Annotated in this window: 26 protein-coding genes and 1 tRNA gene; 11 read left to right on the plus strand and 16 right to left on the minus strand. The window is 51.5% G+C overall.

The features are described 5' to 3' along the window. Positions 1–60: 60 nt before the first annotated feature. Positions 61–696: a flavodoxin family protein gene (locus tag PGX44_RS06935; protein WP_186503814.1), complete on the minus strand. Its 636-nt coding sequence runs from the start codon at positions 694–696 to the stop codon at positions 61–63. A 148-nt stretch (positions 697–844) separates the two neighbouring features. Here PGX44_RS06935 and PGX44_RS06940 point away from each other — a divergent pair, with 148 nt between their 5' ends. Together PGX44_RS06940 and PGX44_RS06945 are read left to right on the plus strand one after the other, a co-directional pair. After that, entirely contained in the window at positions 845–1567 is a 723-nt protein-coding gene (locus tag PGX44_RS06940; protein WP_498854788.1) for a macro domain-containing protein, read from the plus strand. Positions 1568–1579: 12 nt separating this feature from the next. Continuing rightward, positions 1580–2383 (plus strand): CpXC domain-containing protein, encoded by an 804-nt coding sequence (locus tag PGX44_RS06945; protein ID WP_498854789.1) that lies wholly within the window; start codon positions 1580–1582, stop codon positions 2381–2383. A 59-nt stretch (positions 2384–2442) separates the two neighbouring features. Here PGX44_RS06945 and PGX44_RS06950 read toward each other — a convergent pair whose 3' ends face one another. The 8 genes from PGX44_RS06950 to murQ all read right to left on the minus strand — a co-directional run bounded on the left by PGX44_RS06950 (position 2443) and on the right by murQ (position 10301). Beyond that, entirely contained in the window at positions 2443–2700 is a 258-nt protein-coding gene (locus tag PGX44_RS06950; protein WP_498854790.1) for a hypothetical protein, read from the minus strand. Further along, entirely contained in the window at positions 2669–3547 is an 879-nt protein-coding gene (locus tag PGX44_RS06955) for a 3'-5' exonuclease family protein (RefSeq protein WP_498854791.1), read from the minus strand. The genes PGX44_RS06950 and PGX44_RS06955 overlap by 32 nt, the downstream gene beginning before the upstream one ends. Positions 3548–3594: 47 nt before the next feature. Beyond that, on the minus strand, positions 3595–4461 hold the full coding sequence (locus PGX44_RS06960) for an NYN domain-containing protein (protein ID WP_498854792.1): 867 nt from the start codon (positions 4459–4461) through the stop codon (positions 3595–3597). A gap of 176 nt (positions 4462–4637) precedes the next feature. Then, positions 4638–5732, minus strand: a complete 1095-nt coding sequence (locus tag PGX44_RS06965; protein ID WP_498854793.1) for a M48 family metallopeptidase — start codon at positions 5730–5732, stop codon at positions 4638–4640. A 137-nt stretch (positions 5733–5869) separates the two neighbouring features. Continuing rightward, complete coding sequence (locus PGX44_RS06970; RefSeq protein WP_498854794.1) at positions 5870–6823, minus strand: 2-hydroxyacid dehydrogenase; 954 nt, start codon at positions 6821–6823, stop codon at positions 5870–5872. A 100-nt stretch (positions 6824–6923) separates the two neighbouring features. Continuing rightward, positions 6924–8006, minus strand: a complete 1083-nt coding sequence (locus PGX44_RS06975) for a MupG family TIM beta-alpha barrel fold protein (RefSeq protein ID WP_498854795.1) — start codon at positions 8004–8006, stop codon at positions 6924–6926. Further along, a complete protein-coding gene (locus tag PGX44_RS06980; RefSeq protein WP_498854796.1) occupies positions 8003–9388 on the minus strand; it encodes a PTS transporter subunit EIIC in 1386 nt (461 codons plus the stop codon). The genes PGX44_RS06975 and PGX44_RS06980 overlap by 4 nt, the downstream gene beginning before the upstream one ends. Then, a complete protein-coding gene (gene murQ, locus PGX44_RS06985) occupies positions 9378–10301 on the minus strand; it encodes an N-acetylmuramic acid 6-phosphate etherase (protein WP_498854797.1) in 924 nt (307 codons plus the stop codon). The genes PGX44_RS06980 and murQ overlap by 11 nt, the downstream gene beginning before the upstream one ends. A 148-nt stretch (positions 10302–10449) precedes the next feature. Here murQ and PGX44_RS06990 point away from each other — a divergent pair. The 4 genes from PGX44_RS06990 to gmhA all read left to right on the plus strand — a co-directional run bounded on the left by PGX44_RS06990 (position 10450) and on the right by gmhA (position 13112). Next, positions 10450–10526, plus strand: a tRNA-Arg gene (locus PGX44_RS06990). 64 nt (positions 10527–10590) lie between these two features. Then, complete coding sequence (locus PGX44_RS06995; RefSeq protein WP_498854798.1) at positions 10591–11952, plus strand: FAD-dependent oxidoreductase; 1362 nt, start codon at positions 10591–10593, stop codon at positions 11950–11952. Between the two features lie 25 nt (positions 11953–11977). After that, positions 11978–12541, plus strand: coding sequence for a beta-class carbonic anhydrase (locus PGX44_RS07000; protein WP_289001615.1), 564 nt, complete (start codon positions 11978–11980; stop codon positions 12539–12541). Between the two features lie 13 nt (positions 12542–12554). After that, on the plus strand, positions 12555–13112 hold the full coding sequence (gene gmhA, locus PGX44_RS07005; protein WP_186503847.1) for a D-sedoheptulose 7-phosphate isomerase: 558 nt from the start codon (positions 12555–12557) through the stop codon (positions 13110–13112). Positions 13113–13183: 71 nt separating this feature from the next. On the opposite strand, the gene PGX44_RS07010 is transcribed toward gmhA, so the two are convergent. The 3 genes from PGX44_RS07010 to PGX44_RS07020 are packed head-to-tail and all read right to left on the minus strand — an operon-like array spanning position 13184 to position 15185. Next, the gene (locus PGX44_RS07010) at positions 13184–13828 is read right to left on the minus strand and encodes a lactate utilization protein (RefSeq protein ID WP_498854799.1); all 645 of its coding nucleotides are present in this window, start codon (positions 13826–13828) and stop codon (positions 13184–13186) included. A gap of 43 nt (positions 13829–13871) precedes the next feature. Beyond that, positions 13872–14516 carry a lactate utilization protein gene (locus PGX44_RS07015; protein WP_498854800.1) on the minus strand — a complete coding sequence of 215 codons (645 nt, stop codon included), beginning with the start codon at positions 14514–14516 and terminating at the stop codon, positions 13872–13874. 12 nt (positions 14517–14528) lie between these two features. After that, positions 14529–15185 carry a tetratricopeptide repeat protein gene (locus tag PGX44_RS07020; RefSeq protein ID WP_498854801.1) on the minus strand — a complete coding sequence of 219 codons (657 nt, stop codon included), beginning with the start codon at positions 15183–15185 and terminating at the stop codon, positions 14529–14531. A 390-nt stretch (positions 15186–15575) separates the two neighbouring features. On the opposite strand from PGX44_RS07020, the gene nifJ reads away from it, so the two are divergent. The 4 genes from nifJ to PGX44_RS07040 all read left to right on the plus strand — a co-directional run bounded on the left by nifJ (position 15576) and on the right by PGX44_RS07040 (position 21547). Next, positions 15576–19109: a pyruvate:ferredoxin (flavodoxin) oxidoreductase gene (gene nifJ / locus PGX44_RS07025; RefSeq protein ID WP_498854802.1), complete on the plus strand. Its 3534-nt coding sequence runs from the start codon at positions 15576–15578 to the stop codon at positions 19107–19109. Between the two features lie 144 nt (positions 19110–19253). Beyond that, complete coding sequence (locus PGX44_RS07030; protein WP_498854803.1) at positions 19254–19919, plus strand: 3'-5' exonuclease; 666 nt, start codon at positions 19254–19256, stop codon at positions 19917–19919. Positions 19920–19965: 46 nt separating this feature from the next. Then, positions 19966–20928 (plus strand): AEC family transporter, encoded by a 963-nt coding sequence (locus tag PGX44_RS07035; protein WP_498854804.1) that lies wholly within the window; start codon positions 19966–19968, stop codon positions 20926–20928. 19 nt (positions 20929–20947) lie between these two features. Continuing rightward, on the plus strand, positions 20948–21547 hold the full coding sequence (locus PGX44_RS07040; RefSeq protein ID WP_498854805.1) for a hypothetical protein: 600 nt from the start codon (positions 20948–20950) through the stop codon (positions 21545–21547). Between the two features lie 30 nt (positions 21548–21577). Here the strand turns inward: PGX44_RS07040 and PGX44_RS07045 are convergent, their stop codons facing one another. The 3 genes from PGX44_RS07045 to PGX44_RS07055 form a co-directional block, all read right to left on the minus strand. After that, positions 21578–22099: a Gx transporter family protein gene (locus tag PGX44_RS07045; RefSeq protein ID WP_498854806.1), complete on the minus strand. Its 522-nt coding sequence runs from the start codon at positions 22097–22099 to the stop codon at positions 21578–21580. Positions 22100–22110: 11 nt separating this feature from the next. Then, positions 22111–22497, minus strand: coding sequence for a NusG domain II-containing protein (locus tag PGX44_RS07050; RefSeq protein WP_498854807.1), 387 nt, complete (start codon positions 22495–22497; stop codon positions 22111–22113). A 68-nt stretch (positions 22498–22565) separates the two neighbouring features. Then, positions 22566–23606, minus strand: coding sequence for a PTS sugar transporter subunit IIA (locus PGX44_RS07055; RefSeq protein WP_498854808.1), 1041 nt, complete (start codon positions 23604–23606; stop codon positions 22566–22568). 92 nt (positions 23607–23698) lie between these two features. Between PGX44_RS07055 and PGX44_RS07060 the strand changes: the two genes are divergently transcribed. Continuing rightward, positions 23699–24103, plus strand: a complete 405-nt coding sequence (locus PGX44_RS07060) for a PaaI family thioesterase (protein WP_498854809.1) — start codon at positions 23699–23701, stop codon at positions 24101–24103. A 5-nt stretch (positions 24104–24108) separates the two neighbouring features. On the opposite strand, the gene PGX44_RS07065 is transcribed toward PGX44_RS07060, so the two are convergent. Then, positions 24109–24480, minus strand: coding sequence for a helix-turn-helix domain-containing protein (locus PGX44_RS07065; RefSeq protein WP_498854810.1), 372 nt, complete (start codon positions 24478–24480; stop codon positions 24109–24111). Between the last annotated feature and the right edge of the window lie 87 nt (positions 24481–24567).

Below are 24567 nucleotides of genomic sequence, written 5' to 3' on the forward strand. Positions count from 1 at the left end.
GCAAATAAAAAGAGGATGTGGACAAAATGATTTCTCATTTTGTCACATCCCCTTTTTGTATTAGCGGATGAAATTGGTGAATACTTTTTTGGCGGGACCCTTTTCTTCTACGAAGGGCTTGCCTGCAGCCAATACTTTGAGGAGCCAGGCCATGTTTTGTCCGAGAACCTGCATGATCTGCATGCCTTCACCGTCAAGCGTTACTTCGCCGGCTTTGGTGCCATAAGCGACATTCCAGTAGTTCGATGTAGGAATGATCATTTCCGAGTAGGTGAGGAAATTGTTGAGCTGGTCAAAGACGGGAATACCACCGGCACGACGGTCGGCTACGACACTGGCGCCGACTTTATGGCGGAAGAGGCCGTTATTGGAGGAGGCTACGTAGAAGGCCCGGTCCAGGAACGATTTCATAGTGCCGCCAATGGCCGAGAAGTGGGTAGGCGAACCTAACAGAATGCCGTCGGCCTCCTTGATCTTTTGAATCCATTCGTTGACGGGGTCATCGTGCATGACGCAGCGTTCATCCCGATTGCGGGCACAGCCATTACAGGCCATACAGCCGCGGATCACTTTATTGCCTACTGTAATGATTTCTGTTTCAATGCCGGCTGCTTCCAGTTCTGTTGTTACCGTATGCAGGGCTTCATAGGTATTTCCTTTTTCGTGGGGACTACCATTAAATGCTACTACTTTCATTACCTTACCTCCTTAGGGATAATAGGTTTATCATACCGTTTACGAACTATTCTGTAAAGTACTTACTTTTTAGATACTATGCAGGACAGGTACTGTTTTGTGATATAATATTTCTAAAAGTTTGTTCTGCAAAAGGAAGTGTGATACTATGGAATTACGTGTAGTCTGCGGCGATATAACAACCTGGAAATGCGATGCTATTGTAAATTCTGCCAGCGAAAGCCTGCTCGGTGACAGTGCGTTGGATACGCGTATTCATCAAGCCGGGGGCCTTTCCTTCCGTTCTGCCTGTAGCAGCTTAGGCGGCTGCCAGGAGGGAAAAGCCGTTTTGACCTATGGCTATGACCTGCCGGCACGGTACGTCATTCATACGGTACCACCGTACTGGCGCGGTGGTGCGTATCAGGAAGAGGCACTCCTCTTATCGTGCTATCGCTCTTGTCTGGCCTTGGCAACGGCTAAACAGATGCAGTACGTAGCTTTTTCGCCTATCGGCATCGAAGACAAACGCATCCCGCCTAACCGGGCAGCGGCTATTGCCATTCCCGTCCTGGTAGGAGCCGGCGCAGCCCTGCAGCGGATCGATTTGGTTTGTGAAACGGCAAAGACTCTCCGTGCCTACACGAAGGCAGCTGTGTATTTTTGGCTGCAAAAGGTAAGTGATATACAGGCAGCGGGACCGGAAACGATCTGGAAAGAAGTCCTCCTGGCCTTGACAGTCCTGCGCCCGGCAGGTGACAATAGTCCGGACCGGCAGGCAGACCGCCTGGTATCCGTACGGCAGGTCCTGCAAGCCTATAAGGCACGTCCTGCGAGCATCGTTGCGCTCGAAGAAACGGCCGCTAAGATAATGGAAATATACGAGACGTGAAGGAGATATATCATGACAGAACAACGCAGTGGTACCGACCCTGTTACGTTGCAGCTGACCTGTCCTGCCTGTGCCGGACAAGGCTCATTTGCGACGTGGAATTGTATCGACGGTACAAGAACACCGGAGTTGCGGCAGCGGCTGCTGCACGATGAAAATTTATTTTTTTATACCTGTCCTCAGTGCGGAGCCCAAATTCATGTAGAAACGACGTGCCTCTATATCGACAGGGAACGTCACTTTATGGTTTGGCACGTGCCCGATCCGAAGACCGCTGTCAGCCTGGGCGACGTATACCGGTATCTCGGCGAAGCCGATTTTTCTGCCTATCGCTGCCGTTCGGCCCTGACCTGGGGTGAATGGCGGGAAAAAATCCTGGAGCTGGAAAGTGGCTTTGACGACCGTATGTATGAAATTATCAAATACAGCGCCTACCAGCTGTTGAAACCGGATCAGCAAAAGCAGCTGCCGCTGGAAATGTACCATATCGATTACGCCAAAGACGACGGCAACGCTGCAGACCTGGCCCTGGTCTTCATGGAAGAAGAGAAGAAAGGCCAAGGCTATGTGTACGCTGTGACGGAAAAGCTCCTCACGATGACGCAGGAGCTCTACTTGCCACTTCTCCAAAAGGTGACGCCTCACGCCGGTGAAGGGAAATTTGAACGCTTCAGCTACGCTTGGGCCGGCTCCTTCATGAAATATGTCCTGGCGGCTATTCAGCAGCCTAATCAGGCCGAATACCGGCGCCTGGTGACGTATTGGCTGGAAACGTTGGGACAAGAAGTATTCCATGCAGATTTGACGAAAAAGTAAAAAAAGCGCTTGACCGGTCACCTGGGCATAGAGCCTGCAGGGCCTGGTTAAGCGCTTTTCTATTGATTTGGTTTATCAATCATACTGAAGGCAATAAAGCCAGTTTTTCCCGTGTAGACGCCTTCAATGATTTTAATGGGGACAAAGCCGTTTCCCCGGGTACTGCCCGTTACCTCAATATGGGTGACCTGGGAAAACAGTATGACCCGGTGGTTCTGGATCATGGTTTGGATCTTATTGGCGTCGCGGTCTTTGGCGGCGGCAATAAACAGGCTGATGTCTTTATCATCGAGTACGACATACGTACCCTGCTGCACCTATCTTGAAATTAGGCAGTGGTTTCTTTTCCTTCTGTAAGGTTTCCGTCGTAGAGTAGGAAGAAAAATCGACATGGTTTTTCTGGGCCTGTGCATGACGGTAGCCGTAATAGGCAAAGAGGCAGAGGGTAATACAGAGAATGGGGATCAGGCTGATGCGGCTGGCATTGGCCAGTCTGGCACCTAAGGTCAGGGGTTCTGCCTCGTCCTCATCGGAATCCGGTTTCTCCGGCTCTCTGGGGACCGATAAGCGTAAGGCTCCGGCGAGAACCATAGAAAGGGGAACGCCGTAGCCGCTGGCCGGATAAAGCTGCTGCAAGCGGTCTAAGGCACACGTACAGGCGACGGCCCGGCTGGCAGCGTTGTCCAGGTCGGCCGATAAACGCAGGCGGTGAACGATAGAAAGAAAGGAAACGTTGCCTAAGTTGGGCAAGTACGTCAGGGCCAAAAAATGTAGATCGCGGATATACATTTCCGGCAGGAAAAAAGAACCTCCTGACGTTTCATAACTGCTCTTGAGAATTTCCAGCATGGCTTCCGAGTCATAAAAGGCGAGGACGTCGCCTTTTAACAAGGGCAGAATATTTTGGTCCCATACCGTCGCAAAGGGCGGACTGTCTGTCACCATGGCAGCTGTCACCTTGCGGCTCTTGCTGAAGTCCTCTGTCGGTGGTTTTACCAGATAGGAAACACTTTGGGCTTGCGTTTGGCCGATCCAGGCCAGGGCAATGCGGCAAATGCTGTTGTGATTTTCGTTGGCCAGGTCGGCAGTAATGGCAATGGCCGAATTATTACGACGCTCAATAATGGATTGCAGTGCTGCCTGGGTCTTGGTTTCTTCGTTCATAATGAAGATCCTTTCCCACGGTTCCGGCGACTACGGCAACCGGGTGCTCAAGGTTTATTTGTCCGCTTGCGGGGACGTAACGACGGCGCATGATGATGGCGGTGCACCGGTTTTAGTTTGAAATAATTATGCTTTACCGTTTTATTTTTGTCGTCTGTAATGGTATTTACTTCAAAAATATCCAGAGACTCAATAAAAGGAACGAATTTTTTGTAACCGAAGTTACGGACGTCAAAATCAGAAAACTGTTTGGTCAGCAGATTTCCTAAGGTGCCCGAGAAAATCCAGCCATTATCGTCGGAGTTTTCTTCGGTCAGTTTGATCAAGGCCTGGCGGATCGTGCGGAAATTTTTTCCTGACGTTTTTTCTGATTTGACCGGTTCTTCAATGGCCGGGCTGGGGACAACGGTTTCGCCGGCAGTGGCCGGCTTGGCTTCGCTTACTTCCGGTTCCGTATTTTCTGCTTCGTTTTCGGCTTCTTCCAATAATACGTCCAAATACAGAAACTTGTTGCAGGCTGATATGAAAGACCGGGGCGTCTTGCTTTCTCCCATGCCTAATACATATTTCTGCGATTCCCTGAGGCGGGAGGCCAAACGGGTAAAATCACTGTCGGAAGAAACAATACAGAACCCGTCCAGCGTATTTTTGTACAAGAGATCCATGGCGTCAATAATCAAGGCAGAATCGGTGGAATTTTTTCCTGTCGTATTGCTGTATTGCTGAATCGGCTGGATGGCATTGTTCAAAATCGTCGTTTTCCACGAGGCCATCTGCGGGGTCGTCCAGTTTCCATAAATGCGTTTGTATATGACATCACCCAGATTGTTGGCTTCGGACAAAATGACATCTACGTATTTTGTCGAAATGTTTTCGGCGTCGATGAGCACAGCTAATTTCATTTCTTGATTCATAATGATAGTTCCTCCTATGCAATTATTCTATCATGTAATGTAATAAACGTGAAGTTCCGGAACCGGCCAGTTTAGGCAAAATTTTTTCTTTCCCTGTGTCATAGGCAGAAACTGTGTGAACAAGAAAAGCGCCGGCAGAGCGACACGGGGCTGCTCTGCCGACGGCAGGAATACGGCTATAATAGTTTTTTCAGGTTAGTTGTCACGGCAGAAGGATTGGCTACAGGTGCCAGGTCCATAATAGGCTGCTGGCCGATGCAGAGAATGTTGCTGCTGTTGACGTAAACGCTGTTGGCACTCGATTTCTTGTTGTTATGGTAGACGGCAGCGAGGTTCCCGGCAATAAGGTAGGCCTGTTCCTTACCGCTCATGGAGGAAATGTCCTTAGGCTGATAGAAATCCTTGCCGTGGAGGGTGATCATGCCCGTGTCCGTATTGACGGCGACGACCTTGTTGCTCCATTTGGTAATGTCTTCGCTGTACGTATCGCGGCGGCTGACCGTCGTCGGATGATCGTTAAAGAGCTCCATGACGCCGCTCGTTTTGACATTGCTGCCCTGATCGAGGAAACGCTGCCACAGGGCTGCACCGCCACCGATGTTGTAGCCGGCCTGAACGGCATAGTTGAAAGCCAGCGCATCGGCTTCTTTTTCCATGGGCTTAGTGATCAGGTTGGCCGTACCGATCTGGTTCAAAATCGCCGAGCCGAGCTGGGCTGCGCCACCGCCGGAGCCGTAAATAGAGGCTAAGAGGTCGAGAGGCATGCGTTTCTTGACGCCGCTAATGGCATGATTCTTTTGGCCGTGTCCCATTTCGTGGGCCAGGACAAAGGCCACTTCATTTTCATTGTAGTTGAGCGGTGCAAAGAGGCCGATATTGACACTCATATTATGGCCGATCGTGCAGAACGCGTTAAAGCTCGTATCGTTATTGACAAAATAATTGTAGGGCTTTTTCAGGATCGATGGATCGCTCTTGGCGATGGCGGCAGAAAGGCGGTTCATGACCCGGGCCGTCATGGCATTGGCTGCAGGATCCGAATTGACGCCGTATTTTTCCTTGACCTGGTCCATATAGGCGTCACGGCCTTCGTTATCCAAATAGCTAAGCTGCTTGTTCAACTGGACGTAGTAGGCACCGGCTGACGCGATGGTACCAATGGTGCTCAGATCAATAGCCTGGACGGGCATGGTCGCAGGTACTGGCGCAAAGGCAAATCCCAGGGCTGCCAGGGCTGCCAGCGCCGCTTTTTTCGTACGTGTAATGAGCATACTATCCTCCCCCTTTACTAAACAATATATGCTTATTATACCATAATCCGGGCTATAAATGATCTGTTATAAGGGCGGAAGAGAAAAAAATAAGGCCCCGGAAGAGGTCCAGGGCCTGGTAACGGCTGCGTATGAGGTTATTGGCTGACGACATTGATAGGTGTGCCGGCAAAGAAAGAACGGATATCGTCGTGAATGATTCCTAAGAGACGCTGCCGTGTTTCCTGGCCTTTCCAGCCCATGTGCGGTGTCAGGATGACGTTGTCCAGCGTATAGAGCGGATTCGTGCCGGCTGGCGGTTCCGTTTCCTGTACATCCAGGCCGGCGCCGGCAATACGGCGGTGCTGTAAGGCATCAATCAGGGCCGCTTCATCGATGAGGGCCCCGCGGGACGTATTGATGAGGAACGCTGTCGGCTTCATGAGTGCCAGCCGCTCTTTGTTGATCATGTGACGGGTCTGATCGTTTAACGGGCAATGCAGCGTGACGTAATCACTCTGGCGCAGGACGGTTTCCAAATCTGTGTAGGTAATATGGTCTTCGTTTTGCCGTGGTGTACGCGTATAGACGAGAATTTCCATATCCAGAGCCCGGGCTACCTTCATGACTTCCTTGCCGATATGGCCGGCACCGATGACGCCCAGGGTCTTGCCGTTTACTTCGTAATGCGGCACCTGCAGGCATTTTGTGAAATTTGTACGATCACCGCGCTGCAGCATGGCCAGCTGTACCTGCAGTGTCGACGATAAGGCCAGGAGCAGCATAATTGCCGTATGAGCGACACGCTGTGTGCTATAGGCCGGAATGTTGCAGACCGTAATGCCTTTTTCCTTGGCTGCGTCGAGCGGTATATTGTTATAGCCTGTGCCGGCTTCGACGATGAGGCGGACCGATTCCGGAAATTGGCGTACCAAATCGGCCGGTAAGACCATTTCCTTCGTTACGATAGCAGCAGCGCCTGCGATGCGGGGCAGGACGTCAGCTAAGGTACTGTCTTCATAAATGACCGTGTCCTCTGAGAGAATGGAAAAATCGATGCGGCCGTCATAGTTTACTTTGCCGGCATTAAGGACAACTACTTTTGTGTTCATTAGGGTCACTCCCTTCGAAATGTATACGTTATATACGTATAGTATACGTGTGCAGCCAAGGAAACACAAGAATCAAAGCAGCCGGCAGCGGCGGCCTGCCTTAGTCGCGGAGGACCAGGCGGAATTTACTGCCCGGCCGGATATATGACAAGAGAAAACGGTCTTCCTCTAGAATGACGGCGGCTTTATTCGTGCGCCCATCACCGTCCTGGTCAGTAAGACTGATCTGCACTTCGCCTTTGTAGCGGCCATAGCCATCGTTATCGACCGTTACATCGCCGCAGGTAATGGCGATACCGGCCGTTTCATCAGGCCTGATGGCATGGCCCTTGGACAAGGACCGGCTTTCCTGTGCGCGGATGGCGTCAGCAGCCGGATCGAGACGGGATGTAAGGGGGGTACTGAGGAGATCCTGGACGAAGGGATCGCGGCTTATCAGGCGGGCCCGCAAGACGATACAGCCCTTTTCTTCGCGGCCGCTGGCGGCCAAAGCAGCAAGCTCTGCCAGGGAAGGGCCATCGTCACCGATGAAGAGTGAGTCTGTGCCCAAGGCGATGGCGTGACGGGCCGCTTGTTCTACTGTCATGGCGCGATGTTTTTCCAGCGTCGGCAGGCCGGCGTGAAAGGGTGCCCGGCGGCCGCTTTGGCTGGGGATAAAGAGTCCCGTCCGGATTTTTTCTCCCTGCAGCCATTGGTTTTGCCGTTGTACGTAGTCTTCTCCCAGACCTGTGTGAGGCCGGGGATAAAAATTGTGCAGGCTGTCGAGCTGGTGAAAATCGGCGCCGGCGGCACGCAAGGCGGCGAGATCTGACGGCCGCAGGGTAGAGGCGTTTAGCTGTACGCCCATAAAGTGGCTGAAGAAGGCAATCTTACGCACGTCGAACCCGTAGTCGAAACGGACCGTCGTAATGCCCAAATCCAGCAAGGCCTTGGGGGTCAGGGCGGGCAGTTCAAGAAGACGTGCCGCGGCTGGAGAAATGTCGGCAATGACATCGAGGCCATAGTGCCGTGCCGTCTGCAGGAGGCCGGCCATTTCCTCCTGCAGGACAACCGTATTGCTTTCCGGAATATGCAAGGACGTAAAGACACGGTCTATACCGAGCTCTGCGGCTTTTACGAGGAGCGCTTTGTTTTCGGCGGCCGTCCGGTCCAGGCCGGGATAGAGGGAAATACCTGTTTTCATAGGAGTGCATCCTCCTTTGGATCGTCAAAGCCAATAAACCACGTCGCAATAAACCCTGTCAGATAGGCAACGCACAGGCCACACAGGTAAACGGCAATATGATCCGTACTGGCTGCCAGGGGCAGTCCTGAAATACCTAGCGCCGACGCACCGACCATATAGGCAGCCTGGACGGCACCGCCACAGGCACCACCGATACAGGCGCCGATAAAGGGCTTGCCCAAGGGCAGGGTAACGCCGTAAATGAGAGGTTCGCCGACACCCATGAGGCCAATGGGCAGGGCTGAAGCAATGGTGCGCCGCAGAGCCTTGTTTTTGGTCTTTAGATATACGGCCGCAGCAGCTCCTACCTGGCCGCCACCGGCCATGGCCAGGACGGGCAGGAGAATGGTCACGCCGTAGCGCGAGAGAAGCTCGGCGTGAATCGGCGTCAGTCCCTGATGGATACCCAGCATGACCATGGGCAGGAAGGTACCGCCCAGGATAAAGCCTGTCAGGGCACCGCCGCGGCCAATGGATTCGGTTGCCGCGTAGCCAATGCCTTCAGAGAGGAAGCCGCCGACGGGCTGACAAATACAGAGGGCGACAGCCGTGGAAATAACGACGACGAGAAACGGAGTGAGAAAGAGATCGAACGTGTCGGGAATGAGCCGGTGCAGCTTCTTTTCCAGCCACGACGAGAAAAGGACGACGAGGATGACGGCAATAATGCCGCCCCGGCCGGGGACGAGGGGCTCGTGGAAGAGCGTAATATTGGCTAAAGCCGGGTGGGATAGGATAGCCGCCATGACACCGCCCAGCATGGGAGCACCGCCAAAGACGCGAGCTGCATTGATGCCGACAAAGATGTTGAGGCCCCAGAAAGCGGCGTTGCCGGCTACGGCCAAAACTTGAATTACCGGCCACGCGGCCAGCTCCGGAGCGGCCTTTAAGAACACGTTGAGGAGGCCCGTAATGAGACCACAGGCAATAAAGGCGGGAATGATGGGGACGAAGATCTGGGCAATCTTTTTTAAGGCATTTTTGGCCGGCGTGGCATTTTTCTGGCGGATTGCCTCATGCAGGGCCAGGCCATCGCCGACGCTGGCCTGCGCAGCCAGGTCCGATACGGTCGCAGCAGGACCTTTTTTGCGTTCTGCCTCCAAAAGGGCAAGAAATTCCTGCGTCACCTGGGCGGCCTTACCCGGACCGAGGACGATTTGCCATTCATCGCCGGCCTTATTGATGCCCATGACGCCACGCAGGCGGCCCAGGTCGGCCTTGGTGAAATGTTCGTCCACTACCTGCAGGCGCAGGCGGGTCATACAGTGATAGGCCTGCGTAATATTGTCAGCAGGACCGGTAATTTCATAAATCTGCCGGGCCAGTTCTTTATAATCCATGGGCGCCGTCCTTTCCGTCCGGCGGCAGAACCTTGTCGATGTAACCGCCGGCCTTGGCTAACAGCGAAGCAGCTGCCGCTGCCGGTACTTCGAGAAGCACCATGACAATGGCCGTTTTTGCCTGTCCCTGGCTGGCTTTGAGGGCTGTAAGGGCAACGTTTTCCGTGCAGCCTGTTGCTGCCATGACGATGCGGCAGGCCCGGTCTTCCAGCTTCTGGTTAGACGCTTTTACGTCGACCATGAGGTTACCGTATACCTTGCCTAAGCGGATCATCGTGCCTGTAGATAACATATTTAAAATCATTTTTTGGGCCGTGCCGGCCTTGAGGCGCGTCGAACCCGTTATGATTTCCGGCCCCGGCAGGACACAAAGGTCTATGTCGGCACAGCTGCCCAGATGGGAGTGGGGCGAGCAATCGAGGGCAATGGTGGCAGCACCGACACTGCGGGCGTAGTGGAGGCCGCCAATGGCGTAGGGCGTACGGCCTGAGGCACTGAGCGCGACGACGACATCGCAGGCAGCGAGGCGTTTGTTTTCCAGGTCGCGCTGACCCAGATATTCTGAATCTTCAGCTCCTTCCTGGGCGGTAAACATGGCTGCCTGGCCGCCGGCAATCAGCCCCTGTACCAATTCCGGAGCAGTAGAAAAGGTAGGCGGGCATTCGGCTGCATCGAGGACACCCAGACGGCCGGACGTGCCGGAACCCATGTAGAACAGACGTCCTCCCTTTTTGAGACGTGCTGTAATCACGTCGATAGCCCGGGCGATGTCCGGGAGAATCTGTTGGACGGCTATGGCGACATGACTGTCCTCTTCATTCATCATGCGTACCATTTCCAGGGTAGATACATGATCGATGTGTGTGGTACGGTCATTGCGTTGTTCTGTTGCAAGTCGTGATAAATTAAGCATAGGATACCTTCTTTTTTTGTGAATTATGTACATTATACGGCATGACCGGAGTGGTGACAACGGCCGCGAGAAGAGGCGGAAAGAATGATTTACATTTAGCATCTTTTATGGTAGTATGAGAACGTACACCTTTTTGGTGTACTGCTGTGCGCCCATAGCTCAGCTGGATAGAGCAGCAGTTTCCTAAACTGCGTGTCGGATGTTCGAGTCATCTTGGGCGCACCATTTTTTTTATTGTACCTCATATTTTATTGTATAGATACTCCATAAGGAAGGGCGGTCGCTTTGCATGCCAGAAACAGATAAGCCATTAGCTTTTTTTCATGATGAACCTATTCGGGATACGGATTTAACCTTCTCAGAAGCTGTTACAGAAGCACGACGGTGTCTCAATTGCCGTGTACCACAATGCCGTAAGGGTTGTCCCATAGAAAATGAAATTCCTCAGTTTATTCATGAGCTTACGACGGGCAATCTTGGCGCAGCCGCTGCACATATATATCATCGTAGTGATTTGCCGGCCTTGTGCGGCCGTATCTGTCCGCGGGAAGCGCAGTGTGAAGGCACCTGTATCCTGAATAAAAAGGGACAGCCTGTACAAATTGGCAAGTTGGAACGCTTTGTAGCCGATGCAGCCATGGATGCAGGTCTTTTACCCCAAAAGGCAAGCAAAAAGAGCAATGGCCGTATTGCTGTCATCGGCAGCGGCCCTGCCGGCCTGGCGGCAGCCCGCACGCTGGCCCAGAAGGATTACGACGTGACGGTTTTTGAAGCGGCCTCCCAGCCCGGTGGTACGATGACCTATGGTATCCCTACGTTCCGTTTGCATAAAGAACTCATTCTGCGTGAAGTAGCAGCGTTAGAACGTATGGGCGTATCCTTCCAGTACGGCAAAAAACTGGGTGAAAAGGAAGATCTTGCACTCCTGTTCCAGGAAGGCTATGAAGCCGTATTTATTGCCGTAGGGACCATGGAATGCTGGAAGCTCGATATTGAAAATGACCGGCTCGACGGTGTCATCGATGCAGCCCAGTTCCTGCGCCAGGTAGAACAGGTGCAGTTAGGTGAATTTGCGCTGCAGGATCTGCCGGTTCAGGCTGGTGACCGCGTCGTCGTTGTCGGTGCCGGCAATGTTGCCATTGATGCGGCCCGTACGGCGCTGCGTTTACAGGCAGACGTACAGGTTGTCTACCGCCGGGGCCCGAAAAATATGAAATGCCTGCCGTCGGAATATGAAGAAGCCAAGGAAGATGGTGTTACCTTCCGGTTCTATGCGGCACCGCGGGCCGTTGTCGGGACTGACCATGTAGAAGGCCTGCAGTATGAAGAACAGGAAGTCCTTGAAGATGCTACGATGGTACCGACAGGGAAATTTGGCACTGTACAGGCTGATAAAATCATAGCCGCTATTGGCAATAAGCCGGAAACGTCTGTCATCCGTCACTTTGGTATCGATATGGACCGGGACGGGTATATCGTGACGGCAGAAAGACCGTACAGCATGACCAGCATGGCCGGTGTTTTTGCTGCCGGCGACATCGTGCACAAACCGCAGACCGTCGTCTTGGCTATGCGCGAAGGACGCAAGGTGGCTGACAGCATAGACGCATATATTCAGGCAAAACGCTTATTGTCCGGTATTTCACAGTAAGTATTCTCTGAAGGAGGCGAACATCGTGTCAGATTTAGTGTCATACATAAAGGAAGCAAACCATACCTTTGTTACCGACCACGCAGCAAGCGGGATTACGGAGCTCAGTAAATATCCGGCCCGCAAGCTGGCTGTATTAGCCTGCATGGATGCGCGGCTCCTGTATTTGCTGGAACCGGCTCTGGGCCTCAAACGGGGCGATGCCAATATCATTAAAGTAGCAGGCAATACGGCAGGCCGTGGCTTTGACAGTGTCATTGGCAGCCTCATGGTGGCTGTATATGAACTGCACGTAGAGGACATTCTCGTCATAGGACATGACGATTGTGGCATGCTGCATACGACGTCAGCCAGCTTGTGTGAAAAAATGGCTGCAGCAGGTATTCCGGCCGCCGTCATTGAAGAGCTGGAACCGCGGCTCATGGCCTGGGCCGATCCTGTCTGTGATAGCGAAGAAAGCGTCCGGGTAACCGTACGGCAGCTGCAAAAGAATCCCTACTTGCCTGACACGGTGCGCTTTCATGGCGCCGTCATCCGTCCTGATACGGGGGATGTGCGCTTTATTGTCGAAAATGCTGAAAAAAAGTGAGGCTGATTTAGTGATGAGCATAGTGAAAGAACGTATGGCAGACCATGCAGCCGTGCTGGCTGCGACAGAAAGCCTGATTCCGGATATTGAAAAAGCGGGTGCCCTCGTACGGGATGCCCTGGCTCAGGGTCATAAACTGCTCTTTTGTGGCAACGGCGGCAGTGCTGCTGATTCCCAGCATTTGGCAGCCGAAATTGTCGGCCGTTTTCAAAAGGAACGGTGCAGCTTGCCGGCTATTGCGCTTACAGTAGATACGTCGGTACTGACAGCGGTAGCCAACGATTATGGCTACGATACGGTATTCAGCCGTCAAGTAGAAGGCCTGGGCCAGGCTGGTGATATTCTCATCGGCATTTCTACGTCAGGGAACAGCAAAAACGTCGTCGCTGCTATAGAACTGGCCAAGCGCAAGGGCCTGAAAGTAATCGGCCTTACCGGCGCCGGCGGTGGCAAGATGGCAGAGCTGTGTGATATTTGCCTGGCTGTACCGGCGCAGGTTACGGCACGGATTCAGGAAATGCATATTATGATCGGCCATATCCTCTGTGAAATAGCAGAAGAAGCCTATTGATCGGTATATAAAAAGAAGGACTGCGAAACGCTTACGCGTTCACAGTCCTTCTTTTTATATACAGGCAAGCCTTAGAATCCGAGGTTTTCCCCGACGAGGATAATCTTGATCCGGCCTTTGGGGCCGCTGTTGCGGCGCGTGCGGACGAATTGGTTGCAAATGCTCTGCGGGCTCAGGCAGTCAGCGCACATGCCGTTTACCTTGCACGGCGTCTGCATGTCAAAGCGTTGGGCATTGATGGGAGCGGCTGTAGAACGGGCCCGGGCAATGGCTGCCTCGAGGGTCGGTTCTACCTTATTCATACCGGCGATGATGATGACCTGGCGTGGACCGAACATGAGGGCTGCCAGGCGGTTGCCGTTGCCGTCAATGTTGAATAACTGGCCATCTTCTGTGGCGGCATTGGTGCTCATAATGAAGGTGTCACAGGTCAGGCCCTGGCGCATAATTTCAACGCGTTCAGCTGGCGTTTTGGCTGTATCCCGGTCGATGACGGGATTGTGTTTTTTTACATAATCCTGCAAGCCGATTTCGGCAATCGAGACGGAACCGCTCCAGGATACGACATCCGTCGCAGGAATTAAGGAAATAGCCTTTTCCAGTGCTTCTTCCACTGTGGGACAGTAGTAGGCTTCAAAATTGCGCTTTTCAAAATTCTTGACCACAGCCGGGCCTTTTTTGTCATACATCACATGCATCATATCAGAACGATCCATTGGTCATTCCTCCTTTTATAATATACGGTATTATAGAATACCGTTAAAAACCGATATTTTCACCTACTAAAATGACTTTAATGCGGCCGGCAGGATTGCAGGCCCGTGTGCGCAGGATCTGGCGGCACACTGTACTCTGGCTCTTACAGTCGCCACATATGCCGGTGACGTAGCAGGGTGTCTGGGAACCGGCAAAGCGGTTGATATTAATGGCTGACGCCGTAGAGCGGGCCCGGGCAAAGGCCGTTTCCAGCGTCGGTTCCAGCTTGTTCATGCCGACAATAACCAGCACCTGCTTCGGCCCGTAGGCAAGGGCTGCTACGCGGTTGCCGTTGCCATCGATATTGAGCAGTTCCCCTGTTTCCACGGCGGCGTTGGTGCCCATGATGAAGGTGTCGCAGAGAAGGGCCTGGTGCATAATTTCAGCCCGTTTTGCCGGTGTTTTCGCCGTATCCCGGTCGATCACCTGGTAGTGTTCCAATACGTAAGGCCGCAGGCCTATGTCGTTGATAGAGCTGGAGCCGCCCCAAGAGACGACATGTTCCGGCGGGATCAGGGAAAGGGCCAGCTTCAGCGCCTCTTCCACAGTGGGACAGTACCACGCAGCGAAGCCTCGCTTTTCGAAGTTTTTGGCTACAGCCGGTCCCTTTTTGTCATACATGACGTGCATCATATCAGATCTGTCCATGTTACTGTCTCCTTATTGGCTGATTAATTTTTTAAATTCCGGATCTGTACGGATTTTATCAAAGTGTGATTGGTTTTGTGCGGCCTGGCGTACATTTTCAGGGTCTAAAGCTACGGCTTTCTTCAGATAGGAAACGGCTTCCTTGGCTTTTCCCTGGTCACCGTAAATCGTGGCAATTCCGTAATAGCTCCACGTATTATCCGGTTCCTTGGCAATGACTTTTTGGAACCAGGCGATGGATTCGTCATATTGCTTATTAATCTTGAGGGCTAACGCCAGGTCGTAATAGGCAGGTACGTAATCCGGCGCCACCTGCAGCGCCTGGCGGACACAGGCAATGCCTTGTTTGACTTCGTCGTCATTACTGCCGTTACCCTGCATGGCCAAGGCGATGCCCTTACCGGAAAGGGCCTTGTAATTTTTGCTATCGGCAGCCAGTGCTTTATCATACAAGGCAATGGCCTGATCGTAATGAAACTGATTATATTCTTCTAGGCCCTGCTGAAAGAGCATTTCCGAGTCGGCATTAATGGCTGGCGGTGCGGCCGGTGCTGCTGCCGCTGCCGGGGCGGCTTTTTCTGCATCTGCCGGCTGGGACGCAGGGCCGCAGCCGCCGAGAAAAAGACAGAAACAGAGGAGGGCAGAGAAAATCTGTATAGGTTTTACCATAGTACCTCACAATGATACAGAAAAATAATGAACTATACTTCACATAAACCATATTATACTATTTGTTTTATTATTTTTACAGGGGAAGGGCTGGCGAAACAGAATTTTCTACATGCACATTTCATAATGTTTTTAAATACCATATGGTGAACCTATAAAGTATACCGAAAAGGAGTGATTTAGATAGAATTCTTGTATGCATATATCGCAATAGAGTATAATGAAGATTACTATTTACGCAATTGAATTGCAAAAAAAAATAACCTTGCTATAATGAAGATAGAGAGATTAAACGTTTAAATTAAGCTCTAGTTATTTTTTTGTTATGTAGTTTATAAAATTAAATCACTCTCATATTATCCCAACTTATTTTTAAGGAGATGTTTAAAAGTGAGCAAAAAATTGATGAAAACTATGGATGGCAACGAAGCAGCTGCATACGTATCGTATGCGCTTACAGAAGTTGCAACAATTTTCCCAATTACCCCGTCTTCTCCTATGCCGGAACACGTTGATGTTTGGGCTTCTCACGGTATGAAAAACCTCTTTGGCCAGCCTGTCCGGGTTATGGAAATGCAGGCTGAAGCAGGCGCTATTGGCGCGTTGCACGGCGTTGTCGAAGCTGGTTCCTTGGGCACGTCCTATACGGCTTCCCAGGGCCTCATGCTGATGATCCCTGTTATGCACCGTATTGCTGCTACGTGCAAACCGGCTGTCCTTCACGTAGCTGCCCGTTCTGTAGGCTCTCACGCCCTTTCCATTTTTGGTGACCATTCTGACGTCATGGGCTGTCGTAATACCGGCTGGGGCATGCTCTGCAGCGGCAGTGTGCAGGAAGTCATGGATTTGGCCGGCGTAGCTCATTTGTCGGCAATTAAAGCCAGCCTGCCAATGCTTCATTTCTTTGATGGTTTCCGTACATCCCACGAAATTCAAAAAGTCGAAGTCATGCCGCATGAAGAATTAGGCAAACTCCTCGATCGTGATGCTCTCTACAAATTTAAACATGAAGGCCTCAATCCGGACCGTCCGTCCTTACGCGGCGGCGTTAACAACCCGGATATCTTCTTCCAGAACCGTGAAGCTGTTAACTCGTACTATGATAAACTTCCGGATATCGTTCAGGATTACATGGACAAGATCAGCGAATATACGGGCCGTTCGTACAAGCTGTTTAACTATTATGGCGCTCCTGATGCCGAATACGTCATCATCGCCATGGGCTCTGTTACCGGCGCTATTCAGGAATGCATCGATGTCATGACGGCCGAAGGCGCTAAAGTCGGCTATCTCCAGGTACACCTCTATCGTCCGTTCTCGCTGAAACACTTCTTTGCGTCCTTGCCGAAGACGGTAAAACGCATTGCTGTTCTCGACCGCACGAAAGAACCGGGTGCTATTGGCGAACCGCTTTATGAAGATGTCTGCACAGCCTTCCAGAATTCCGACCGCACGGCGATGATCATTGCCGGCCGCTATGGCTTGTCCTCTAAGGACGTTCCGCCGTCCCATATTAAATCTGTATTCGTACACCTCATGAGCGATACGCCGAAGGAACACTTCACAGTTGGTATCGAAGATGACGTTACGAACCTGTCCATTCCTCTCGTACCGATGGACTTCAAGACCGAAGGCATCGTCAGCTGCAAGTTCTGGGGCTTTGGCTCTGACGGTACGGTTGGCGCCAACAAGAACTCCATCAAGATCATCGGCGATAACACGGACCAGTACGTACAGGCTTATTTTGAATACGATACGAAGAAATCCGGTGGCGTAACAAAATCGCATCTGCGTTTTGGTAACGTACCTATCCGGTCTACCTATTATGTAAAATCGGCTGATTTCGTTGCCTGCCACAAAGAAGCCTATATTCAGGATTACGATATTGTCGGCGAAATTAAAGATGGTGGTATCTTCCTCCTCAACTGCAGCTGGAGCGTAGATGACCTGGATAAACACCTGAAAGCCAGCGTCAAACGCCAGATTGCGCAGAAACATATTTCCTTCTACATTATCGATGCCACGAAGATTGCTATGGAAATCGGCTTGGGCAATCGTACCAATACGGTCCTGCAGGCAGCCTTCTTCAAGCTTGCAAACATCATTCCTATTGATGATGCCGTGAAGTACATGAAAGATGCCATCGTCAAGACCTATTCGGCTAAGGGTGAAAAGATCGTCAACATGAACTGCGAAGCCGTAGAACGCGGTGTATCCGGTGTTGTTGAAGTCAAGGTTCCGGCTGCCTGGGCAGATGCCAAGGATGAAGCTGTAGCCGATACGGGCAAAGACCTGCCTGATTTCGTCAAGAAGATCTGCGTTCCTTCGAACCTCCAGAAAGGCGACGATCTGCCGGTCAGCGAATTCCTGCCCTATGCAAATGGCGACTATCCGATTGGCAGTGCAGCCTATGAAAAACGTGGTATTGCTGTCAACGTTCCTGTCTGGAATGTAACGAAGTGCGTACAGTGTAACCAGTGCTCCATGGTATGTCCTCATGCTGCTATCCGTCCGTACCTCTTAGATGAAGCCGAAGTAAAAGCTGTTCCGGAAGGCTTTGTAACGAAGAAAGCCGTCGGCAAAGGCCTGGAAAACTATCAGTTCCGCATTCAGGTTTCCCCGCTCGACTGCTATAGCTGCGGCACCTGCATCAAGACCTGCCCGGTACAGGCTCTTGACTATGAACCGCTCGATACACAGCGTAAAGAAGCTGCTAACTGGGATTATGCACAGACTTTGAGCTTCAAAGACACCGGTCTCGATAAGTTCAGCGTTAAAGGCAGCCAGTTTAATAAACCGTATCTCGAATTCTCCGGCGCTTGCGCAGGCTGCGGTGAAACATCGTACGTCAAGATGCTCACACAGCTCTTCGGCGACCGTATGTTCATTGCTACACCGGCTGGTTGTATGCAGGCTTGGGCAGCCGCTCTGCCGTGCGTACCTTGGTCGAAGGATGCCAATGGTCATGGTACAGCCTGGACGAACTCCCTCTTTGAAGATAATGGCGAATTCGGCTTTGGTCTCTACCTGTCTCTGCATCAGCAGCGCGAAGATATTAAGAACCACCTGGAAACATTGGCAGGCCTGATCGATGAAGGCACATTGAAGGAAGCTGTCAAAGCATGGCTCGATTCCTATGGCTGCCATAACGAAGGCGAAACGACGAAACAGATCAGCGCTAACCTGATTGCTGAACTGGAAAAAGCACAGCTCGCCGGCCAGGCTGGTGAAGAAGTGAAGTATCTCGTAGCTCATAAAGAACACATTGCCAAGAAGACCGTTTGGATCGTCGGCGGCGATGGCTGGGCATATGATATCGGTTATGGCGGTCTCGATCACGTCATGGCTACGACAGAAAACTTCAACGTTCTCGTTATCGATAACGAAGTGTATGCTAATACAGGCGGTCAGTCCTCGAAGGCTACGCCGAAGGGTGCTGTGGCACAGTTCGCAGCAGCCGGCCGCCGGACGAATAAGAAAGACCTGGGCCGCATCATGATCGGCTATGGTCACATCTATGTTGCTTCCGTTTCCATGGGCGCTAACCCGGCACAGATGCTGAAGGCCATGAAAGAAGCCGAAGCCTATGATGGCCCGTCCATCGTCCTGGCTTACAGCCCGTGCATCAACCACGGCCTGGTTAAAGGCATGAGCACAGCCCAGATCGAAGAAAAGAACGCTGTCGAATGTGGCTACTGGCCTCTCTATCGCTACAACCCGGCATTGGAAGCAGAAGGCAAGAACCCGTTCAGCCTCGATTCCAAAGAACCGAATGGCAAATATCGTGAATTCCTTATGGGTGAAACACGCTATGCTGCCCTGACGCGTACCTTCCCTGAAGTAGCAGATCAGCTCTTTACGGATGCAGAAGCTGCTGCCATGCGGAGATATAAATTCTATAAGAGAATGGCTGAAGAATATTAAGTCGTTACAGGCTTCAAAAAAAGGAAAGCTCGCAAGAGCTTTCCTTTTTTTACTAGGCGCCCCTGCGTGACAATAGCCGAAATGGAGGCAGTGTGATATAATCATACCTGTAAACTTCAAATTTTAGAAGATAGGATGACTCTCATGAAAGCGGTTTTTGTGGATTTTGAAATGAATCCCATTGATAAGGAACATCGGCAGCTGCGTAAAATTTGTCCTGGTGAAATTATAGAAATCGGCGCTGTCAAACTAGATGAAAATGACCAGGAAATCAGTAGCTTTAAAGAATACGTCCGCCCTAAGTATGCGACGGAAATGGACGCTACCTGCCAGGAATTGACAGGCATTTCCATGGCTATGCTGCAGCAAGCGGATACCTTCGTCCCCGTATTCCGGCGTTTTCTGGCCTGGTGCAATGAGCCGGAAGAAAACGAATACGAAATGTATGCGTGGAGCGAAAATGATTGGCGCCAGCTCAATAATGAACTGCGCCTGAAAAAAGTAAATACGAAAATAGACGCTGTTGCCTGGATGCTGGATCATTGGCAAAATTTTCAGCAGATTTATTGTAACCTCCTGGGCCTGGATAATGTCATTTCCCTCGATAAGGCAGTTACGGCGACAGGAGAGACCTTTGACGGCCAAATGCACGACGCCCTTTGGGATGCCCGGAATACGGCAAAACTCTATACACTCTCTAAGAAGAAAGATGAGTTCCGCAAGGTAATGGAAGCTATTATTAAGGTAACAACCCCATCAGAACCACTGACCTTTTCCCTTGCTGAAGCGTTTCAAAAAGCAAGACGGTGAGTATACTATTTGATGGAAAGAAGGGAATTCCTTGAGTGCAGTTGGTTTGCGTTTACTTCTCATTTTTATTGATGTTGTGTTGCCTTTGGCCGTAGGGTATGTGTGCAAGCAAAAGCATTTTCTTACGGAAAAACAATGCAATTTGCTGATCCGTATCAACATTACTGTCATTGCGACGCTGCTTACGATACTGACCTTCTGGGCCTTGCCGTTGCGGACAGAATTGATCTTCCTGCCAGTTTCGATGGTCCTGAATGCGGTTATTCCGATTGGCATTATTTATTTGTTTCATTTACAGAAACGGTTTGCCCGTCCGGCTGACAGGGGCAGTTATATTTTAGCTGCCATGCTGACGAATTTAGGGACCTTAGGCGGCTTATGCGGCTATATTATGTACGGCGAACGGGCCTTTGCCTATTCGCAGCTCGTCGTAGTCTTTCAGAATATTATTACCTTTTGCTTTGCCTTCCCGTTGGGAGCCTATTATAAATACAGTGATGAAAGCTGTGCCGTCGGCGGCCTGTCACAAATGAACTGGCGCCATATTTTTATTAACTGGAACCAGCTGCCCGCTGTCGGTATGGTCATCGGGGCTTGTCTCTACGCTTCCGGCGTACCCCGGCCGGCGGTTCTGACACCGGTTCTGGATGCGCTCATTCATATTGCTGCCTGGTCGGGCCTGATTCCCATTGGCTTTATGATTGAATTTTCTTCTTTCAAGCAGTATTATAAGCAGACGCTGGACCTGGTTCCCATAAAGATGCTGATTACGCCGGCAATCATATATGTACTGAGCACGTTTGTCTTTTCGGATCCCGTACTGATCGGTTCCTTGCTAGTTCTCATGTCTATGCCCACGGCGATTAACTCCCTTTTTGCCGTCCGCCTGTACGATCTGAATGTAAATCTGGCCATGTCAGCCTTTATTACGACGACTGTCGTCTACGTCTTTATTTTATATCCGGCCTTTTATTTTCTCGTACATGCCGGTATATTACCGTTTAAATAGTACGTAAAGGAGCGTGCCTATGCTTGCTATCCGACGATTTTGGCCAGCCCTGGTGCTGGGCCTGCTCGTATGCTTTGTTCTCGCTGGTTGTGGCAAGACCGTGAACTTATCAGAAAAACGTATTGATGGTATCGATTCACAGATTACGATCGCATTGCCGAGAAAAGCCCATGAACTGCCTCTTCCTGTAGCCCTCGATCCGCTGACGCAGCGCTATCTGAAAGGCCAGCGCTTTTATGGGGAAATCAATCAGGGCCTCAATATCGGCATTTATACGTCGACTATCGATGCCAATCAAATGTATAGTGACCTGGGCCTTGATAACGGACAGGATATCAGTTACCGCCTGAGCCAGAATATAGAAAATGCGGCTACGGCTATTTTAAATAAGATTGACGCAGAAAATATTTCTGTCAAATCGGAAACGACGAGCGTTTCCGGGGAACATGCCGTGCTGCAAACCTTTACCTTTACAGCCGGTGACAAACGGATGAAGGCCAAGCTGCTCGGCTTTTCCCATAACGGCGCTACGTGGATTATCCTCGTGGCCTGTGACGTCGAGTCAGAAAATGTAAGTGCCATTGATGACATCATTGAATCCGTCCATATTACGAAATGAGCATAAAAAAGACGCCGTCAGGCGTCTTTTTTATGCTTCTTGCAAGCGCTGATAAAGCGGTAACTTTTGTAAATGCTTCAATGTAAAATAGGCTGTCAGGCCAATGAGTATACCTGTACCTGTGCCGGCTACGGTAAGTACTGGCAGGTAGAGGAGTATCTTGATATTCTGCACGACGGCACTGGCTACGAGAACCTGGCCTAAATTGTGGAAAATACCCCCGGCCGTAGAAACGCCGATGAGGCTGAATTTTCCTGTCTTTTGCAGGATGATCATACTGGACAGGCTGAAAGCGGCGCCGGCAGCACTGTAGAAGAAAGCGTTAATACCACCGCCGAAGGCTGTAGAAAGGACGACGCGCAGGAGCAGGATGAGAAAGACATCCCGTTTGTGCGGCAAGGAATACAGGGCGATGACCGTAATCAGGTTGGCCAGGCCTAGCTTGGCCCCAGGGGCAATAAAGGGGACGGGCAGCATGCCTTCAACAATATAAAGGACTAAGGATTGGGCGACAAAGAGGCCCAGGACGATGAGACGAAAGGTTTTATTCATAGAGGGTACCTCTAGCGGGCCCGGATGATGTCCGGATCGGCATCATCGGAACGGACTTCAATCATAACTTTATGGGGCAGGCAGACGCTGGTCTGGCCGGGCTTAGACAAGAAGCCTTCGTGGACACAAATCTGGTCAGGACAATCGGCGTCGACAATACCGATTTCCTGGTCTTTGACGACGATGGTGTTGTAGCCTTGCGGCGTTTGGACCGTAAAGGTATCTGTACCATAGTGTCCCGTCAGGGGAATGGTTTTATATTCTTTGCCATCAACCTGCACGACGGCGTAGGTTGTATTTTTTTCTGTACCACTGCCGGTAGCCAGGAAAATTCCTTCGGGCAGGAAGGATAAGATGAGCAGTGTCACAATGAGGATAATATCCCATTTTTTGATCATACGGATCTCCTTGGGGAAATGAAAAGACTGTCCATCGATTATAACACGAAACGGCGGTGCTGTAAAAATTAGAACCAGGCAACGAGACTGCCGGCTGTCACCCTGCCGGAGGCTGTCAGATGAACCGGGCGGTCTGGCGGTAAATCCGTAAAGAGACAAAGGCAGGCGTCAGAGAACCCTTTGCTTTTTAAAAAAGGCTGGTCGAAGGTGAGCAGCTTGTCGCCTTTTTGTACGACTGCCCCGTCCTGAACGAAGACGGTAAAGCCTTCGCCCTGCAGCCGGGCTGTACCGATGCCGGCGTGGAGAACATATTCTACGCCATCGGTGGTGACCATGCCCAGGGCATGGCCTTCTTCAAAAACAAAGGAAACCGTGCTGTCACACGGTGCGTACAGGCTGTAGTCCTCTGGATATACGAGGAAACCATCGCCAGGAATTTTTTGGGCGACGTCCGGGTCGGGTGCTTCTGTGATGGCCTGCAGGGTTCCCGTGCAGGGCGAATAAAGCCCATAGGCCTTAGGATAGGTCAGCGTCGCGGCCAATGCTCCGGCCTGTACATCCGTTTCTGCAGCGAGGTGTAATTCGTATGATTCCGGCAGATCTGTAAAGACACAGATACAGGCGTCGCATAAGCCGCGGCTGCGAATGAGGCCGGCATCAAAGGTAAGGAGCTTTTCGCCTTTTTTGACGTGTTGCCCGGCCGTGACGAAGACTGTAAAGCCGGCGCCGTCCATGGTGACCGTATCGATACCGATATGGAGCAGGTATTCTACGCCGTTGTCACCAGTGAGGCCTATGGCGTGCCGTGTGTCGAAGACGAAAGTCACTTCGCTGTCACAAGGGGCGTACACCGTATCTTCCCGGGGATAGACAAAGAAGCCATCGCCGGTCATCTTTTGGGCAAAGGCCTCATCCGGTGCTTTTGTAATCGCCTGCAGCGTGCCTGTAAAAGGGGACGCAAAGGGCAGGGACAGGCCGGTGCCAAGGGAACTGTAGTCCGGCTCGGGCGCAGCCGGGGGTGCGGCAGCAGATACGGTATTTTCTACAGCCTCTCCGGGCGGCTCGGTGCCGGGGCTGTGCAGGAAAGACGTAATATGTTTTAGAATCATAAAAACTACCTCGCAGGAAGAGAAAAATTCCCCTCTTCTTGCCCTTGGCAGGATAGCGTATAATAAATACAAAGAAGAGAGGAGAGACAGTTATGGCAGAGAAAGAAGCAAGGGAAACGAACTGGTGCTTTGCCTGTGGCAAAGATAATCCCATGGGCTTACATCTTCATATGGAACAAGGGAGTGATGGCAATTGGGCCTATTTCACACCCCAACGGCAGCATCAAAGCTATGACGACCGCATGCACGGCGGCCTCGTAAGTACCCTCTTAGATGAAGTGATGGGCGATTATATCTTTAAGCTTACGGGCAGGCCGGCGTATACGGCAAAAATAGAAGTGCGCTTCCGCCAGGCCGTGCGGATCGGTGAACGTATCAAAATTTCCGGCCACCTGGCAAAGCAGCGGGGCCGTCTCTACGAAATGACCGGAGTCATTACCAAGGACGACGGTACTGTCGTTGCCGAAGGGCAGGCCAAGATGATGAGCGCCAAATAAGCGGGTCAGGCCTTATCAGCCGGGCGGGCGTGGATGAATTCGGCAAAGGCTGCGACGCTGCGCAGTTGTTCCGGCGGCAGCTCCATGAGCAGGCGGAGCAGCGCGACGAGATCCTTTTCCGGCTGGTATACTTCAGCAACAGCCTTAACTGCCGGTTCGCCTGTTTCTCCAAGGAGTTCTTCCGGTGTGATCTGGAAGTAGGCCGCTACGTCTTTGACGCGGTCTGCACGGGGGCACTTTTCTTCAGCCAGCCAGGCTTTGAGCGTCGACGGCTTTACTTTTAACTCCTGGCAAAATTGTTTTTTAGTCAGGCCATGGTCCTGCAGCAGCTGCTGCAGGTGATGACTGAAATGCTGTTTTTTGATATCATTTTTCATGGTGATCGTCCTTTTCGTTGTTTTTTTGTCTGCTATTAAGTGTAGCACAAACAGGGCCGGCGTGCCACTTTTGACGGCTGGCCGTGC

The sequence above is a fragment of the Caecibacter sp. AF58-12pH5A genome (assembly GCF_027681725.1).
Lineage (GTDB): Bacteria > Bacillota > Negativicutes > Veillonellales > Megasphaeraceae > Megasphaera > Megasphaera hominis.

Coding starts and splice junctions, on each gene's coding strand:
- PGX44_RS07050 (WP_498854807.1), bottom strand. CDS start 22,497: ATGATCAAAAAATGGGATATTATCCTCATTGTGACACTGCTCATCTTA.
- PGX44_RS06955 (WP_498854791.1), bottom strand. CDS start 3,547: ATGAACGAAGAAACCAAGACCCAGGCAGCACTGCAATCCATTATTGAG.
- PGX44_RS07060 (WP_498854809.1), top strand. CDS start 23,699: ATGGCAGAGAAAGAAGCAAGGGAAACGAACTGGTGCTTTGCCTGTGGC.
- PGX44_RS06960 (WP_498854792.1), bottom strand. CDS start 4,461: ATGAATCAAGAAATGAAATTAGCTGTGCTCATCGACGCCGAAAACATT.
- PGX44_RS07030 (WP_498854803.1), top strand. CDS start 19,254: ATGAAAGCGGTTTTTGTGGATTTTGAAATGAATCCCATTGATAAGGAA.
- murQ (WP_498854797.1), bottom strand. CDS start 10,301: ATGCTTAATTTATCACGACTTGCAACAGAACAACGCAATGACCGTACC.
- PGX44_RS07055 (WP_498854808.1), bottom strand. CDS start 23,606: ATGATTCTAAAACATATTACGTCTTTCCTGCACAGCCCCGGCACCGAG.
- PGX44_RS07065 (WP_498854810.1), bottom strand. CDS start 24,480: ATGAAAAATGATATCAAAAAACAGCATTTCAGTCATCACCTGCAGCAG.
- PGX44_RS07045 (WP_498854806.1), bottom strand. CDS start 22,099: ATGAATAAAACCTTTCGTCTCATCGTCCTGGGCCTCTTTGTCGCCCAA.
- PGX44_RS06935 (WP_186503814.1), bottom strand. CDS start 696: ATGAAAGTAGTAGCATTTAATGGTAGTCCCCACGAAAAAGGAAATACC.
- PGX44_RS07010 (WP_498854799.1), bottom strand. CDS start 13,828: ATGGATCGTTCTGATATGATGCATGTGATGTATGACAAAAAAGGCCCG.
- PGX44_RS07020 (WP_498854801.1), bottom strand. CDS start 15,185: ATGGTAAAACCTATACAGATTTTCTCTGCCCTCCTCTGTTTCTGTCTT.
- PGX44_RS06980 (WP_498854796.1), bottom strand. CDS start 9,388: ATGGATTATAAAGAACTGGCCCGGCAGATTTATGAAATTACCGGTCCT.
- PGX44_RS06970 (WP_498854794.1), bottom strand. CDS start 6,823: ATGAACACAAAAGTAGTTGTCCTTAATGCCGGCAAAGTAAACTATGAC.
- PGX44_RS06995 (WP_498854798.1), top strand. CDS start 10,591: ATGCCAGAAACAGATAAGCCATTAGCTTTTTTTCATGATGAACCTATT.
- PGX44_RS06945 (WP_498854789.1), top strand. CDS start 1,580: ATGACAGAACAACGCAGTGGTACCGACCCTGTTACGTTGCAGCTGACC.
- PGX44_RS07040 (WP_498854805.1), top strand. CDS start 20,948: ATGCTTGCTATCCGACGATTTTGGCCAGCCCTGGTGCTGGGCCTGCTC.
- PGX44_RS06965 (WP_498854793.1), bottom strand. CDS start 5,732: ATGCTCATTACACGTACGAAAAAAGCGGCGCTGGCAGCCCTGGCAGCC.
- PGX44_RS06975 (WP_498854795.1), bottom strand. CDS start 8,006: ATGAAAACAGGTATTTCCCTCTATCCCGGCCTGGACCGGACGGCCGCC.
- PGX44_RS07015 (WP_498854800.1), bottom strand. CDS start 14,516: ATGGACAGATCTGATATGATGCACGTCATGTATGACAAAAAGGGACCG.
- PGX44_RS06940 (WP_498854788.1), top strand. CDS start 845: ATGGAATTACGTGTAGTCTGCGGCGATATAACAACCTGGAAATGCGAT.
- gmhA (WP_186503847.1), top strand. CDS start 12,555: ATGAGCATAGTGAAAGAACGTATGGCAGACCATGCAGCCGTGCTGGCT.